Source organism: Okeanomitos corallinicola TIOX110 (genome assembly GCF_038050375.1).
Lineage (GTDB): Bacteria > Cyanobacteriota > Cyanobacteriia > Cyanobacteriales > Nostocaceae > Okeanomitos > Okeanomitos corallinicola.
Genome location: NZ_CP150886.1, coordinates 2642093 through 2656711, shown reverse-complemented (window position 1 = coordinate 2656711; position 14619 = coordinate 2642093). Strand labels below are relative to the sequence as shown.

Annotated in this window: 21 protein-coding genes; 11 read left to right on the top strand and 10 right to left on the bottom strand. The window is 36.4% G+C overall.

What is annotated here, in order from left to right:
* Positions 1-19: 19 nt before the first annotated feature.
* From WJM97_RS11545 to WJM97_RS11530, 4 genes are all read left to right on the top strand, one after another.
* Positions 20-439 (top strand): hypothetical protein, encoded by a 420-nt coding sequence (locus tag WJM97_RS11545; protein ID WP_353928952.1) that lies wholly within the window; start codon positions 20-22, stop codon positions 437-439.
* A 382-nt stretch (positions 440-821) separates the two neighbouring features.
* On the top strand, positions 822-1175 hold the full coding sequence (locus WJM97_RS11540) for an RHS repeat-associated core domain-containing protein (protein WP_353928951.1): 354 nt from the start codon (positions 822-824) through the stop codon (positions 1173-1175).
* A gap of 36 nt (positions 1176-1211) precedes the next feature.
* Positions 1212-1424 carry a hypothetical protein gene (locus WJM97_RS11535; protein WP_353928950.1) on the top strand — a complete coding sequence of 71 codons (213 nt, stop codon included), beginning with the start codon at positions 1212-1214 and terminating at the stop codon, positions 1422-1424.
* Positions 1411-1572: a hypothetical protein gene (locus WJM97_RS11530; RefSeq protein ID WP_353928949.1), complete on the top strand. Its 162-nt coding sequence runs from the start codon at positions 1411-1413 to the stop codon at positions 1570-1572. The genes WJM97_RS11535 and WJM97_RS11530 overlap by 14 nt, the downstream gene beginning before the upstream one ends.
* Before the next feature lie 53 nt (positions 1573-1625).
* On the opposite strand, the gene WJM97_RS11525 is transcribed toward WJM97_RS11530, so the two are convergent.
* The 3 genes from WJM97_RS11525 to WJM97_RS11515 all read right to left on the bottom strand — a co-directional run bounded on the left by WJM97_RS11525 (position 1626) and on the right by WJM97_RS11515 (position 2430).
* Positions 1626-2012, bottom strand: coding sequence for a type II toxin-antitoxin system VapC family toxin (locus WJM97_RS11525; protein WP_353928948.1), 387 nt, complete (start codon positions 2010-2012; stop codon positions 1626-1628).
* Positions 1999-2244: an AbrB/MazE/SpoVT family DNA-binding domain-containing protein gene (locus WJM97_RS11520; RefSeq protein WP_194056125.1), complete on the bottom strand. Its 246-nt coding sequence runs from the start codon at positions 2242-2244 to the stop codon at positions 1999-2001. Before WJM97_RS11520 ends, WJM97_RS11525 begins: the two co-directional genes overlap by 14 nt.
* Positions 2245-2340: 96 nt before the next feature.
* The gene (locus tag WJM97_RS11515; protein ID WP_353933155.1) at positions 2341-2430 is read right to left on the bottom strand and encodes a type II toxin-antitoxin system RelE/ParE family toxin; all 90 of its coding nucleotides are present in this window, start codon (positions 2428-2430) and stop codon (positions 2341-2343) included.
* Positions 2431-2673: 243 nt separating this feature from the next.
* Between WJM97_RS11515 and WJM97_RS11510 the strand changes: the two genes are divergently transcribed.
* From WJM97_RS11510 to WJM97_RS11490, 5 genes are all read left to right on the top strand, one after another.
* A complete protein-coding gene (locus WJM97_RS11510) occupies positions 2674-3006 on the top strand; it encodes a DUF4288 domain-containing protein (protein ID WP_353928947.1) in 333 nt (110 codons plus the stop codon).
* 24 nt (positions 3007-3030) lie between these two features.
* Entirely contained in the window at positions 3031-3252 is a 222-nt protein-coding gene (locus WJM97_RS11505; protein ID WP_353933154.1) for an RHS repeat-associated core domain-containing protein, read from the top strand.
* The gene (locus WJM97_RS11500; protein ID WP_353928946.1) at positions 3218-3487 is read left to right on the top strand and encodes a hypothetical protein; all 270 of its coding nucleotides are present in this window, start codon (positions 3218-3220) and stop codon (positions 3485-3487) included. The genes WJM97_RS11505 and WJM97_RS11500 overlap by 35 nt, the downstream gene beginning before the upstream one ends.
* Positions 3488-3703: 216 nt before the next feature.
* The gene (locus tag WJM97_RS11495; protein ID WP_353928945.1) at positions 3704-3907 is read left to right on the top strand and encodes a type II toxin-antitoxin system prevent-host-death family antitoxin; all 204 of its coding nucleotides are present in this window, start codon (positions 3704-3706) and stop codon (positions 3905-3907) included.
* Positions 3894-4310, top strand: a complete 417-nt coding sequence (locus WJM97_RS11490; protein ID WP_353928944.1) for a hypothetical protein — start codon at positions 3894-3896, stop codon at positions 4308-4310. Before WJM97_RS11495 ends, WJM97_RS11490 begins: the two co-directional genes overlap by 14 nt.
* Before the next feature lie 218 nt (positions 4311-4528).
* Here WJM97_RS11490 and WJM97_RS11485 read toward each other — a convergent pair whose 3' ends face one another.
* The 7 genes from WJM97_RS11485 to WJM97_RS11455 form a co-directional block, all read right to left on the bottom strand.
* Positions 4529-4804, bottom strand: coding sequence for a Calvin cycle protein CP12 (locus tag WJM97_RS11485; protein ID WP_353928943.1), 276 nt, complete (start codon positions 4802-4804; stop codon positions 4529-4531).
* Positions 4805-5094: 290 nt separating this feature from the next.
* Positions 5095-6891, bottom strand: coding sequence for an SLC13 family permease (locus WJM97_RS11480; protein WP_353928942.1), 1797 nt, complete (start codon positions 6889-6891; stop codon positions 5095-5097).
* Positions 6892-6908: 17 nt separating this feature from the next.
* The gene (gene nspC, locus WJM97_RS11475) at positions 6909-8042 is read right to left on the bottom strand and encodes a carboxynorspermidine decarboxylase (protein WP_353928941.1); all 1134 of its coding nucleotides are present in this window, start codon (positions 8040-8042) and stop codon (positions 6909-6911) included.
* A gap of 192 nt (positions 8043-8234) precedes the next feature.
* Positions 8235-9431: a saccharopine dehydrogenase family protein gene (locus WJM97_RS11470; protein ID WP_353928940.1), complete on the bottom strand. Its 1197-nt coding sequence runs from the start codon at positions 9429-9431 to the stop codon at positions 8235-8237.
* Between the two features lie 286 nt (positions 9432-9717).
* Positions 9718-11082, bottom strand: a complete 1365-nt coding sequence (locus WJM97_RS11465; protein ID WP_353928939.1) for a GTP-binding protein — start codon at positions 11080-11082, stop codon at positions 9718-9720.
* An 85-nt stretch (positions 11083-11167) separates the two neighbouring features.
* Entirely contained in the window at positions 11168-11494 is a 327-nt protein-coding gene (locus tag WJM97_RS11460; protein ID WP_353928938.1) for a hypothetical protein, read from the bottom strand.
* A gap of 307 nt (positions 11495-11801) precedes the next feature.
* On the bottom strand, positions 11802-12746 hold the full coding sequence (locus tag WJM97_RS11455) for a metal ABC transporter substrate-binding protein (protein WP_353928937.1): 945 nt from the start codon (positions 12744-12746) through the stop codon (positions 11802-11804).
* A gap of 127 nt (positions 12747-12873) precedes the next feature.
* Between WJM97_RS11455 and WJM97_RS11450 the strand changes: the two genes are divergently transcribed.
* Positions 12874-13695 carry a metal ABC transporter ATP-binding protein gene (locus tag WJM97_RS11450; RefSeq protein ID WP_353928936.1) on the top strand — a complete coding sequence of 274 codons (822 nt, stop codon included), beginning with the start codon at positions 12874-12876 and terminating at the stop codon, positions 13693-13695.
* A 52-nt stretch (positions 13696-13747) separates the two neighbouring features.
* Positions 13748-14608, top strand: a complete 861-nt coding sequence (locus WJM97_RS11445; protein ID WP_353928935.1) for a metal ABC transporter permease — start codon at positions 13748-13750, stop codon at positions 14606-14608.
* Positions 14609-14619: the final 11 nt, after the last annotated feature.

The window sequence follows — 14619 nt, the reverse complement described above, 5'->3', positions numbered from 1 at the left end:
AACATAGTTTAATAAAAGTATGATCCAACAAGTTACGCAAGTTCTCATGGTGGCTACTCTTTCTCTCACTGGTTTTGTAGCTGGAAATTTTTTACTTTCCTGGAATCAAAAAAAGTTAAAAAAGGAACGACAGGGAGAAAACTTTACAACTTTTATGACCTATTTTTCAGAAAAAGAAGTTCCTGAAAATGTTTGCTTTCAAGTCTATAGCTATCTTCAAAATAGTGACATCAAACTTCATGATTTCCCTATACGCCCTACAGATGATCTTGGAAAGGTTTATGGGATTTGTGAGGAAGACCTTGATGAAGCTGTTTTAGAAATTGCTAGAAATTGCGGCTGCCCAATTTTAAATATTAATAATAACAGGGAACTTACCTCAGTTAAAACAGTTGAAGATTTAGTGCGATTTCTAATCAATTTTCAGAGAGTTATTTAAACATGAAACGTCCTATTATTTACGACAACGGAGACCTTATTATTTTTTAATCAATGGAGAAAGCCGAATCTTATCTTGAACCGATAGATATTGATGTCTATACTGCTTATGATTGTAAAGGACATTTACTCAAATCAATGATTTAAAACAATCGAGTCATAATACAATTAGCAGAAAAAGAGCCTAATCATATCAATGAATTGCGCCAAATATTAATTGGATTTATGTTGAGAGTGGGAGTTCAATCAGATTGGCTATCTAATGCTTCGTTACAAGACTTGATTATTAAAAGCTTAGAGTATAAGACACAATGATGAAATTGTAACCATGTTTAGAACTTAGGGGAAGTGCGATAGCGAAGCGCTCCGTAGGAATCGCTGTTTTGGCGCAGGAAAGTGCTGGTAATGTCGTCTGGCATTTAACAGACCATTTGGGAACAGTTCGAGATTTGGTGAATAATAGCGGTGCGGTGGTGAATCATTTTGTTTATGATTCCTTTGGTCAGGTAATTTCTGAAAGTAATCCCGCTATTGATACTCGTTATCTGTTTACGGGAAGAGAGTTTGATCAGGAGATTGGGCTTTATTATTACAGAGCGCGGTATTATGATGCGAATACGGGAAGGTTTATTAGTAAAGATCCGAAAGGAAAATTATTCAGAAACCCAAAAGCACCAGATGGAGGAACAGCCTTCCAGCCAACATCTGGTAAATCATATTTTGATAATTTAAGGTAACTTGAAGTTTGATACTTGAAAAAGGAAAAATATCTTATGCAGTTGATAGAACAAACCTTACAAAGTGCTAATGTTAATATTTCTTTAGAGGAACTATTAATTCTAAATAGTGCGCTAAATGAAGTTTGTTATGGATTAGATGAGTTTGATTTTGAAACTAGAATGGGAGCTTCTCATGAAAAAGTTGCAGAACTTCTAAAAAAAATTGGTACAATAATAGACGATCTCGAATCTCATGCAAACTCTTAAAGTGCGATCGCTTTTAGGCAATGTGAGAGAGCGATCGCTGTTGGGAATTTGGGAGTGCGATAGCGAAGCGCGACCTAGGAATCGCTTTTTGGGATGTGGGAGGGCGATAGCGAAGCGCGACCTAGGAATCGCTTTTTTGGGGATGTGAGAGGGCGTAGCGAAGCGCACCGAAGGTATCGCTGTTTAAGTATGATAAAATTACTAGACACAATCAAACCCTTTTTCTCCTCTCAATTTCCTATCAAAAGTCGCCGTTATAGTACAACCAAATTGTTGAGCAACTGCACCAATTAAATAATCAGAAAAATCTGCATTTCCCTGTTGAAAACGCCGCAATCCTTGATAAATAACTGAACGATTCTCCCACTCAAAAACAGCACATTGCAACATCATCTCTACAGTATTACTAATTTCTTGTTTAGTAAAATTATAAGGATTACCACGCAAAACCCAGATTAACTCACAAATAACAACATTAGCAATAAAACATTGTTCTCCACTGTGTATAATCTCAACAGCTTTTTCCCATTGTTTTTCATCATCTTTTGTGAGGTAACGTACTAAAATATTTGTATCAACTCCAATCACTTGCACCCTCACTAATTGTTTGTTCCATTTCTTCTAAAGTGGCGGATTTCATCCCTTTTCTGTGCAAAATCCCAGATAATTTTCCAACAGGTATATTCAGGGGAATAAGTTTAACTATGCCATTTTCATCAATCACAAAATCAACTTTACTTCCTGTATCCAAATTCAGATAATCTCTGATTTCTTTAGGTATAGTTACTTGTCCTTTGGTGGTAATTGTGGCACTGGTCATGACTTCAACTCCTTACTTGAGTTCCTTACTTTAAGAATAACACAATCTAATCTTGCGATCGCTTTGATAATAAGGATTTTGGAGGGGCGATCGCTCCTAGTAAATTTCCCTGCGATGACCAACCCTAATAATAATGATTAATTGATTTTCTACATCTAACTCATAGATAACTAGATAATCGCCCACTCTTAACTTATAAAATCCCGACCATTGACCTGTTAGAAATAGAGGAGTGATCTGCTCAAAATTTAGACTTAACCAATTCAATTTTATTAAGAATCCGTAGACGCACGACCTAAGCCGGATTATCTAAATCAGTTATAGATTCTGGTTCAAAACTTATAGAATAACTCATTTAACGTTCTATTCTATACCTTTTATACACTAAAGCAAGGGTATATTATGACATGGTATGCAGCACATACAATAATGTACGTGAAATTCGCAGATGGCAATCAAAATAAATACCCAATCTGGGAAAATATTATTTTGATAGAAGCAAACTCGGATGAAGAAGCCTTAGAAAAAGCAGAGACAAGAGCCAAGGAAGATGAAAGTGAATCTGAAGATGATTTTACTTGGGAAAATCGTTCTGCTTCTTTAATTTTTGCTGGTATTCGTAAGCTAATTTCTTGCAATAATCCAGATGAAAATCCGCATCACGGAACAGAAATATCTTATTCTCAGATGGAGGTTAAAACCGAAGATGAGTTATCAAAACTTGTGAAAGGAGAATCTGTAACAATCATATACGAAGAGTAATTATTAGACCTGTAAGCTCGATATCTGTTTACAGGAAGAGAGTTTGATCAGGAGATTGGGCTTTATTATTACAGAGCGCGGTATTATGACCAAGCTACAGGAAGGTTTTTGAGTGAAGATCCAATTGGGTTTGATGGTGGGGATAGTAATTTCTATCGGATTATATGTAAAAGATTGTATGAGTCAGAAAGATTGTCACAAGGAATAATTTATGGAAATAACAGGAAAAATCAAAACATCAATTGAAACTCAAGTTCTACTCATTTTAGAAAAAATTTTACTGAAACCAAGTAGTAACTTCAAGTTAACGGATAGAATAATTCAAGACTTAAAGGTGGCATCAGATGATGTTAGTTTTATCTTGATACCAGAACTTGAAAATGTATTTAACCTCAACATCCCTTATGAAGAGTGGGAAAAAGTATTGACAATACAAGATACGATAAATTTACTCACGACGTATGTTGGAAATGGGGAATAAGTTAGCTTTACCTTACCGTAGGTATAGGTTGTTTGGAAATGTGGGAGGGCGATAACATATCCCTGATCTAAGTAGCAAGCACTTAGCATTCTGTATTAATTACTTTTTCTTTCGTCAATTTTCGTATCCACCTATCTCATTTTCTGTAATTAAGATTAAAATGAATATAATACTCAGATTCAGTATTCAATATTTTTGGTAACAAAATTACTAATCATGACTCAACTAGAAATCAATCAATTCCAGACTAATTTGACTAAATATATTGACTTGGTAATCAAAGGAGAGAAAATTATTATTACAAAAAATAATCAACCAGTGGCAGAAATTTCACCAATTCAACGCCCCTTAAAACGAGGTAGTGCTAAAGGAAAAGTATGGATATCATCAGATTTTAACGAACCGCTTGAATCTTTCTAAGACAAAGATTAGTGATAACGGACTTGACTATGTTAAGGAACTACCAGAATTAGAAAGCCTAGAGCTTTACTATACAAATGTGAGTGATAGTGGTTTTCAGAAGATTCAAAAACTTCCTAAACTCCAATTTCTAAACATTGGGTGGACTCAGGTTACTGATGCTGGACTATCTGATTTAGTAGGACTGACACAATTAAGAAAATTAAACTTAGACTCCACTAAAATTTCTGATGTTGGACTTCAGGAACTACAAACACTGAGCAAACTTAAAAAGTTAAGTTTGAATAATACAAATATCACAGAAAATGGACTTAAAAATTTAAGTCAATATCTTTCACCTTGCAGTATTGATGTTAATACAATTGACAAACAAAAACTTTTTCCTTCTTGTTATGCTCCATAGTGCAATCGCTTTTCTACGAAGATAATGGGATATCGTTAGCGGTAGCTTACCGAAGATATCACTGTTTGGAAAATGTGAGAAGTGCGATCGCGAAGCGCGACCTAGTAATCGCTCTTTCTATGGGTAAAAAATAAAGGTGTAAAAAAAGAAATATAACATAGTCAGATCCCCGACTTCTTTTATGATTAATTAATCTCAAAAGTCGGGGATATTACAAATTACAAATCGTACATTAAACACTCCAGTGCATCAGGATACATTTCACAGTAACTTTCTAGGGCCGTTTGCCGATGTTTAGCTTGTTTTTGATGGGCTTTTTCTGCTTGTAATTCTTCCACAATATCCCAAGCTACAGCGCAACTGGGGGAATTAATTCCATTTTGATCACAAACATCTCTAGCTTCGGCGATGGATTCGAGAATTGCCTCTTCAATGGTTTTAGTTTCGTTTAGTGCGGAGTTATTTGCAGCGTGAACTCCGTTGTAAGTTGTCATAATACTTTCACTTTATTTAAGGGAGATACAGAGAGCAAATATACAACACTCATCTGTTAAGAAGTTGGTGGTTTTTCATGGCAGGGTTTTTTCTGTTTATGTTCCCCATACTTAACTGACAAGTATTGACTAAACTCTGATTAACGGTAACAATTTATTAGAATTTTTTTAGTTAATTACTATACTTTTTGTGATACAGCATATTTCATTCTTATGAGGTACAAATCATAATAATGAAACTCTTGTGGGGTGGGCATCTTGCCCGCCAATAGTGTACCTAATTACACGGTTTAAATACCATATAAAAGAATAATTAACGGTGGAATAATCAGTGTCATCAAGATAGTTAAAGGCGCACCCACGCGGAAAAAATCTACAAAGCGATAACCACCGGGACTATAAACCATAGTATTTGTCTGATAACCGATAGGGGTCATAAAACTATAAGAAGCAGCAAAAGTCACAGCTAACATAAAAGCCAAAGGATTAAAATTAAGATTTTCTGCTACTTTAGCCGCAATTGGTAACAATAAAATTACAGCCGCATTATTAGACAATATTTCAGTCATACAAGCAGTAAGCACAAAGAAAAAAGTCAGTAACCAATAACCAGGTAATTGACCTCCTAATTTAACAATATTTTCTGCTAATAATTGAGTAGTACCAGAATTATTCATAGCAATACCCAAAGGAATTAAACCAGCTAAAAGAAAAATAATATCCCATCTTACCGCTTCATAAATTTCCTTTGGTTTCAGACAACCAGTCAGCACCATTAAAATTACACCAATTAAAGAACTAACCAAAATAGTCAGTAATTTAAAAGCTGCCACCAAGACAACACCCAAGCAAATAGCAATAGCAATACCCGCCTTAGAATGACGGAGAATTTCGATATCTTGCTGCATAATTAGCAATAGATTACGACTGGTTTGTAAACCTATCAAACTTTGTTGGGGACCACCTACTAATAAAACATCACCAAAACGTAAAGGTGTTTTTCCCAGACGTTCACGGCTTAATTCCTGACCCCGACGAATAGCTAAAACCGTGACATTATATCTTTGACGGAAACGTAATTCTTTTAAAGTAGAACCAATTAAATTAGAACCAGAAGTAACTAATACTTCCGCCACACCTTCCTCTTCTGAATTTAACTCTGATATCAAAGACGGGTAACTAAACTTCACCTCTGGTAAAATTTCAATTCCTTGTTGATTTTTAATTTGTAATAAATCTTCCCTACCACCCCTCACCAACAGAATACAACCAGCCTTGAGTTTTTTATCAGCTAAAGGTTGAGAAAAATGTACCCCATTATCAATTATTTCAATTACATCTACATCAAATTGACGTTGGATACGACTAGTATTTAACGTTTTTCCTACTAATGGAGAGCCTGGTGGAATAATAATTTCACTAATATATTCTTTGAGTTGATAATCACAAGTAACAAGATCATCTGTAGAACATGAACTAACTTGATTTTTTAATAATCGAGGGGCAAAAATAGATAAATAAATTAATCCAACAAAAAATGTAATTAAACCCAAAAATGTAAACTGAAATAAACCAAATGTGCCATAGCCCAAAGTGGCAGATAAACCACTAGCCAGGACAGTAGTAGAAGTACCCACTACCGTAATCATACCCCCCAAAATGGTAATGTATGATAAGGGTAATAAAAGTAGAGAAACAGACATTTTTTGCCGATAACACCAATTTTCGACAATTGGTAAAAACACAGCCACAACAGCGGTGTTATTCACTAATGCCGTAATTGGACCTGCGAGTAAACCTAAAATAAATATTTGTTTTGTGGGGTTTTTACCTCCCCATTTGAGCAGGGAATTTTCAACTATTTGAATTGCTCCTGTGCGGCTAATTCCTGCACTTAAAATAAACATTGCCATCACAGTCACGGTGGCAGAGTTACTAAAACCAGAAATACTTTCTTCTGGAGTGATTAAACCTAGTAAAGTTAATAAAACTGCAACAATAAGAGCAACTATATCTGTAGGCAACCATTCTCCGATAAAGCAAACAAAGGCAAAAACGACAACGGTTAATGTCAAAAAAATAGACATAGATAATTGATATTATTTTAAGATAATCTCCTCTTAAAATCTTCATATTCAAACTCTCGGACTAATTCAAATTCCCCATTTCGGAGAATACCTATAGATGGATGTTTTACCCCATTAAACATGGAAGTTTTCACCATTGTATAGTGAATCATATCTTCTAAAATAATAGAATCTCCTATTTTTAAAGGAGTAGAAAAATAGTAATCTCCCATCCCCATCACATCCCCAGCTAAACAAGTTAAACCTCCCATTCTATATGCTGTTTCTCCTGGTTGTGGATCTCTTGCTCCTTGAATTCGAGGTTTATAGGGCATTTCTAAACAATCTGGCATATGAGCCGTAAATGATACATCCAACATAGCAATAATTGGATCAGGAGTTTGAATAAGATCCAAAACTGTCGCCCTTAAAAATCCTGTTTCCCAAGCGATAGCGGAACTTGGTTCAATATAAATATCAAGATGGGGATGACGAGTTTTAAAATCTGTCATTACCTTAACAAAATGCTCAATATCATATCCTTGACGGGTTAATAAATGTCCACCGCCTAAGTTGAGCCATTTAATATGAGGTAGGTGATTTCCAAAGAGTTTTTCAATTTGTTCTAAGGTGGTTGATAAAGCATGAGAGTCACTTTCACAAAGATTATGACAATGTAACCCTTCAATACCTTCTGGTAATTTATCACCTAATGTTTCCGCTCTGATCCCTAAACGAGACATTAAAGATGCAGGGTTATACATATCGGTTTCTACTGGGGAATATTCCGGGTTTATTCTTAACCCTGGGGAAATTTTCGCGTTGAAGGTTTTTTCTTTAAAGCTTTCCCACTGACTCAGAGAGTTAAAGGTGATGTGGGTTGCGTCTTTGATGGCTGCTGCAAATTCATGTTCCTGATACACGGGAAAGTAAAGGTGCAGTTCTCCACCCAATTCTTCTCTAATTAGCATGGCTTCAAATAATGAGCTTGCTGTCGCACCTTTTAAATATTTCCTGACTAGGGGAAAGGTGCTATACATGGCAAAACCTTTTAAGGCCAGAATAACTGTAATACCGGCTCGTTTTTGGACTGAGTTGATTAATTCTAGGTTTTTAATCAGTTTTTCTTCTTCGAGAACGTAGCAAGGGGAAGGTATTTGGGAATAGTTCATAATTGGTGATTGGTGATTGGTGACTGGTGTCAGGTGACAGGTGTCAGGTGACAGGTATCAGGTGACAGTAACGCACTAAGCTCTTAATAATGGTGCGTTACGCTATCGCTAACGCACCCTACGTATCTATGTATCTAGAGATGATTAATTAAGAAGTCGGGGATCTGGAATCACGCTCTGATTTTTTATTTTCTATTCAAATATGGGTGTTTCGTCTATGAGTTGATGCCAGGGTAGTCCGTATTTTCCGAGTTTCTCTAAAAAGGGATCTGGGTTAAGTTGTTCAACGTTGAAGACTCCTTTTCCTTGCCATTCTCCTGTCACCATCAGTAATGCACCTAGCATGGCTGGTACTCCTGTGGTGTAGGAAATTGCCTGGGCGCCAACTTCTTTGTAAGATTCTGCATGGTCGCAGTTGTTGTAAATGTAGAAGGTTCTTTGTTTACCGTCTTTGAGTCCGCGAATATGACAACCGATGGATGTTTGCCCTTGGTAGTTTTCACCTAAAGAAGAAGGTATGGGTAAAACTGCTTTGAGGAAGTTTAAGGGGACTATTTGTTTTCCTTCGTATTCGATGGGTTCAATGCTGGTTAAACCGACATTTTGTAATACTCTCAAGTGGGTAAGATATTCCTGGGAGAAGGTCATCCAAAAACGGGCGCGTTTGATGGTAGGTATGTTTTTAACTAAAGATTCTAGTTCTTCGTGATATAAAACGTAGGAATCTTTTAGTCCGATTTCTGGGTAGTCAACGCTACGGTGGATGGAGAAGGGATCAATTTCTACCCATTGGTTATTCTCGTAGTATTTACCTTTTTGGGTGATTTCTCTGATGTTGATTTCTGGGTTGAAGTTGGTGGCGAAGGGATGGCCATGACTACCGGCGTTACAGTCTACGATGTCTAGATAGTGGATTTCGTCAAAGTGATGTTTGAGTGCATGGGCAGTAAATACTCCTGTGACTCCGGGGTCAAATCCACATCCGAGTACGGCCATGATACCGGCTTCTTGATAACGCTGTTGATACGCCCATTGCCATTTGTATTCAAATTTGGCTTCTTCTGGGGGTTCGTAGTTGGCGGTGTCTAGGTAGTTGACTCCGGTTTCTAAGCACGCATCCATGATGGCTAGGTCTTGGTATGGTAGCGCGACGTTAATTACTATGTCTGGTTGAAAGTCTTTGATTAATGCTGCTACTTCGCTGGATTGATCTGCGTCTACTTTGGCTGTGGTAATGCTAGGATGGTTGATATCTTTGGCGATCGCATCACATTTTTCTTTGGTTCTGCTGGCTAAGAGTATATCTGTAAATACTGCTTTTTCTTGAGCGCATTTTTTGACAACTACGTTACCTACTCCACCTGCACCAATTATTAATACTTTTGCCATACTATACACCCCTACAGAATTTAGGTTTCATGAATTAACTATGATTTCTATTTAGCTTTTGCAGCTAAAGGATATGGTAGTCTTTTTTATCGTCTTTGTAAGCCTATCCAAATCTAAAATCAATGTAAAATCAACAAGTTGTCATCTATCGGATTTTTTAAGCTTGTGTCAAAAATCCTAATTTGAAATCTACCGATTTATCAAAAACTCTGACTGCTGTGCGGGTTTAACTAAATTATACTAAATTATGAGGATTGCATATTTATCTCTTAACCTCTACTTAACCTTATAAATCTTCTCTTAACCTATATAAAATGGTGTTTTTATCAACTTGAGATAATATCTCTTGAATGACGGTACTTGCTCCTAATTGCCCCCAGGTACAGCCTTTTTCTAAATAAATTTGGGCTGCTTTACCGACGGTGTAAGCACCATACCCAGCTATGCCTGCTTGGGCGATCGCACTAAAACCAAAGGTAGTAATATTTAAGGGATTTTCACCACTGGCGATCGCTGCTGCACTTTTACCTAATCCTAGTACAAAACTGCTGCCTAATTCTCCTAATAATAAACCACCAGAACTGAATAGAATTGTTTTTAATAAATTGGTAGCTTCATAACTTGTCATTGGTAAAGAATACAATTTAGCCAAAGAACGAATTAAAGCCAAATCTGTAACCAAACCACCGATTATATCTAAAAAAGCGATGGGATTTAAAGCAATAGCGAGAGCTTTATATCTGGCAAATTTCCAAATAATATCTTCTGCTTCTTTTTGACGGAAATTAAGGGTTTTTTCGGCAATTACTTTTTCTACATCTCGCGCTTGCACTAGGGCATTTAAAGCTAGTAATGATCGCCCTTCTCGATTTAAAATATTTAAAATAGTTTGTTTTAATTCTTCTACTTGGGGCGGTGGTGTTTCCCACTCATAACTTACCTTCCCATCAGGATATTCTATCCTCACTTCCATCGGTGCAGGTTCAGCTGCAACCATGACAATTTCATCAGGTAAAATATCTTGTTTATTAAATACACCTTGGGTATTTCCTAGACTTAGCCTTTGCAAATTCTGATAAATTTTGGTTCTATCTGTATCTGGATATAAGTCAATTTTATTAAATACTAAAATCAATGGTTTTTGAGATTTACGTAACTCTAGAAATGCTTGATATTCAGTTCTAGTAATATCTCCAGAAACCACAAATAAAATTAAATCTGCCTGTTGTGCGACATCTCGCGCCATTTCCGCTCTAGTTTCTCCCTCAATTTCATCTAAGCCGGGGGTATCAATTAATTCCACTACAACTTTTCCGCCTGGTTTCCAACGTAGCGATCGCGGCCATTGCGTCACACCATTCAAAGGTCCTGTTTGCAGTATTTTTTCCCCTAACAAAGAATTCAACACCGCAGACTTACCACGACTTACCAAACCAAAAGCCGCTATTCTGACGACATTTCCATCTAGTTTGCTGAGGGTATTGGTTAAAACTTCTATTTCGGGTTTAACTAAACTTGCTAATTCTGGTTTTGCGGATAGCTGTCCTGACTTGCGGAGATATCCATACCAAGATATTGCCTGTCTAAGACTAGCACGGGCGCGATTGAGATGGGTTTCTTGCTGGTTACGGACTGTGTTCGGTTGAGACAAGGTGAAAGCAATAATAGATTACATATCTATTTATATCGGAAATTTGGGTTTTGTGACCTATCTTAATTACTATTTAAAATCATGTTTAAAATAATGCGCTGTGTTCACCATCCCAACACTGCTCATTTTCCCATACTCTACCAGATTTCTCACATGATGATGAATTGTCAATCCAAGGAATAGATGTGGGATGATAGGAAGTTTCTTCGTTGATTTTAGCAGGATAAATAGATATAGAAGAAGAATTAGATACAAGTGATATTACCTTCAATATTCCGTAGGTATTAAAGGGTAGACTAAAGATAAATAGAAATAAAAAAGTTTGGCGCAGACATAATAAATGTTTAACCCTATTTTTTGTATTGATGGGAATTGGCTTACATATTTTAGATGAATTTTTTTGTATGAGCATAACTCTAATGTCTAAGTTAATGATTTTCATCTTGAATTTGTACGAGAATCATTATTAAGGATTTTTACTGAAAAGTCAAATAAAAAATCATTGAATCTTTAAAAATACAGTATTAATACGTACTTAAAAATACTGATTACATTTGACATTTGTAAAAAACATAAAGCTAAAAAATATATACAGCAATAATTACGTCTATCACCTAAGCTTAATCACTTAGGGTCTTTTAGTTTGAAAAAATACTTTAAGGAAGTGTAAAGTAATCAATAAGTAGGGCTTACACTACGCTACCAGTAAGCCCTAACTACTATGGTTGAAAAGGGGTATATTTTCCCCCTAAAGCTTCCACAATAGCGCGGGTATTTGCTTCCATCATTTTGATGTAAGTATCTCCACTACTTCCTTTTGCACCAATGGAATCAGAGTAAAGAGGAGTTGGTGAGAGTTTAACCCCTGCCTCTTCAGCTACAGTTTTAATTAAAGCAGGATTGATTGTTGTTTCGGCAAAAATCGCCGGTACACCCATTTTTTTAATTGCATCCACCAGGTTTTTAACTGTTTGGGCGCTTGGTTGTTCTTCCGTGCTAATACCTATTAAAGTTCCCGCAATTTCCATCTGGTATGTATTAGCATAATATTGAAAGGCATCATGGGTAGTAATCAGTTTCCGTTTATCTGCGGGGATGGTTTGAATTTGTTGTTGAATCCACGTATGTAATTTTTGTAATTCCTTGGTAAGTTGGGCGGCATTTTCAGTAAATTTATCCTTGTCTGCCGGTGATAACTCAATTAATGCCTGTGTAATTGCCTTAACCATAGCTATAACGTTTTCTACACTTCCCCAAACATGAGGATCTGGGACAATTTCCCCTTTGCTTTTTTCTAATTTTAAAGGTTGGACAACTTCCCCCACGGCTACCTTTTTGACTTTACCTCCTGCCGCATTCATTAACTTAATCAGTCCTGGTTCTAAGTTATAACCGTTGTACAAAATTAAATCTGCGGTTTCCAAAACTCGACTATCTGCGGGGACAGGTTCATAAACATGAGGATCTGCACCAGGTTGAAGAATTCCAGTTAATTTAATTTCCTCTTGGGCAATTTCTGCTGTTAAGTCCGCAATGATCGTGCTAGTTGCAACAACCTGCGGTTTATCATCTTCCTGTAACTGAGACTCAGCAGCAGAACAGCCAAATAAAGCTAAAGGTAAAAATATACCCAGACACAACCGGGAAATTTTGGTTTTATTCATTTCAGTAATATCCCTGATCCTAGTTATGAGATTTAATTATGTGAGAGATGATTTTTAATTATACAATTTTTCATATTTCTCTCATTTTTATAGTAAGCTCAAAGTAGTGAATAATTTAACTACGGTTATGGAAAATATTTCTTTTTACCAAAAATTTAATCCATTACGGAGACAAACACAGACAAGACCAGTACCAGCAATAAAATCTATTAATATGAATTTCCCAGAGTCTATAAATATTTCTCATCTCGGAGTACATTACCGGACACAGGAAGCACTAAGGGATGTGAACTGCATCGTTAAACCAGGAAAACTGACAGGAATATTTGGACCGAATGGGGCGGGTAAAAGTACCTTAATGAAAGCAATTTTGGGATTAGTTCCCATGAGTCATGGCAATGTTTTATACAAAAACAAACCATTAATGCAGCAATTAGACAAAGTTGCTTATGTACCACAAAGAAACCAAATTGACTGGAACTACCCAGCTACGGTGTGGGATGTAGTGATGATGGGAAGAATCAAAAAAACAGGTTGGTTGCGGAGTTTTTCTACAGTTAGCCGCCAAATAGCCAAAGAGGCCTTAGAACGGGTAGGAATGAGAGAATATAGCGATCGCACCATCGGAGAATTATCAGGAGGCCAACAACAGAGAGTATTTTTAGCCCGTGCATTAACCCAACAAGCAGATATTTTTTGTTTTGACGAACCCTTTGTGGGGATAGATCAAAAAACCCAAAGCGTAGTTTTCGAAGTTTTCCAAGAACTAGCAGCAGCACAAAAAATTGTCTTAGTAGTGAACCATGATTTAGGGGAATCAATCACCCATTTTGATGATTTAATTTTACTCAATCGTGACTTAATAGCAACAGGTTCTCGTCAACAAGTCCTAACAGAAAAAAATCTCAATCTGGCTTATGGGGGAAAAGTAATGTATTTTGCAGCTTAGTCATTGATAAGTTTTTTACTATCACCAATCACCAATCACCAATTACCAACTTATGCTTTATCAACTCATTGAACCATTACAATATGGGTTCATGCAGCGTTCATTAATAATTGCCATATTAGTAGGTTTATTGTGTGCCGTAGTTGGCAGTTATTTAATGGTACAACGCCTAGCATTACTGGGTGATGCCATTAGCCATTCTGTATTACCAGGACTAGCGATCGCCTTCATGATCGGTGCTAATATTTTTGTCGGGGCATTTATTGCTGGTATTTTGAGTACCATAGCCATAGCATTTATTCAAACCCGTTCTCCCATTAAAGAAGATGCGGCCATGGGAATTGTCTTTTCAGCCTTTTTTGCCTTGGGAATTACCCTCATTACCATTGTGCAAAAAAGTAATAAAATAGACCTCAATCATTTTTTATTTGGTAACATTCTCGGTGTAACTGTTGACGAAGTGAGAGACACAGCTATCATTGCCGCCATAGTTTTAATAATTGTGTTTTTACTATATAAAGAACTGTTATTTTACACCTTTGATCCATTAGGTGCAAAAGCCGCAGGTTTACCAGTAAATAGCTTAAATTTTGGGTTAATGTTATTAATTTCCTTAACCATTGTCGCCAGCATGAAAGCAGTGGGAGTGATTTTAGTATTATCACTTTTAATTACCCCTGGAGCAACTGCTTATTTACTGGTAAAACGGTTATATCAAGTAATGATTTTAGGGGCAATAATTGGGGTATTTTCTAGTATTAGCGGAATGTATCTCAGTTACTTTTACAATTTACCTTCTGGCCCGGCAATTGTATTAGTAGTGTCGGGTTTATTTATTTTAGCGTTGCTGTTTAGTCCTAGACATGGGATTTTTACCTCTAGTCAGAGAAAGCAAGCGATAAGTGATCAGTAGAATTTGCTGAC